Annotated in this window: 1 protein-coding gene; it reads left to right on the plus strand. The window is 69.5% G+C overall.

The genetic code is table 11. The features are described 5' to 3' along the window. Positions 1-656: EipB family protein (locus VQ02_RS33205; protein ID WP_048448542.1), on the plus strand; the 656-nt coding region annotated here is incomplete at both ends.

The following is a 656-nucleotide window of genomic DNA, read 5'->3' on the forward strand; positions in this document are numbered from 1 at the left end:
GCGGTCGAGAGCGCCCGCGGCCGAATCGTGTTCGACTTCTCCGGCGATGCCTGCAAGGGCTTCGCGCTGCAGTACCGGCAGGTGACGGTTCTGGAGAGTTCGGAGAGCGGCACCCGCACCTCCGACCTGCGCAACACCACCTTCGAGAGCGGCGACGGGCGCAGCTTCCGCTTCCGCACCCAGTCCGACCTCAACGGCAAGGCTGCGGCCCCGGTCGACGGCAACGCCGAGCGCGACGACAAGGGCCTCGACATCACCCTCAAGCAGCCCAAGCGCGGCGAGGTGGCCGTGGCGGGCGAGGTGCTGTTTCCGGCCGCCCACATGAGGCGGCTGATCGAGGCCGCCCGGGCCGGGCAGCCCACCATGGCCGTGAAGGTGTTCGACGGCTCGGATGACGGCCGCAAGGTCTACGACACCCTGGCGGTGATCGGCCCGCAGCGCGCGGCCGCATCCGGCCCCGCCGCGTCCGATCCTGCCAAGCCTGAAACCCCGAAGCCCGAAACCCCAAAGCCCTCAGCCCCCGCGGTCGAGGCGCCCCTGCGGGAGGGCGCGATGGCGGGGATGCCGCACTGGCCGGTGACCGTCTCTTATACACCTGTCCGAGCCCACGCGAGAGGGAGAAAACCCGTCTGCAGTATTCTGCCTGAGAAAAAAAA

The sequence above is a fragment of the Methylobacterium variabile genome, assembly GCF_001043975.1.
In the GTDB taxonomy this organism is placed as follows: Bacteria; Pseudomonadota; Alphaproteobacteria; order Rhizobiales; family Beijerinckiaceae; genus Methylobacterium; species Methylobacterium variabile.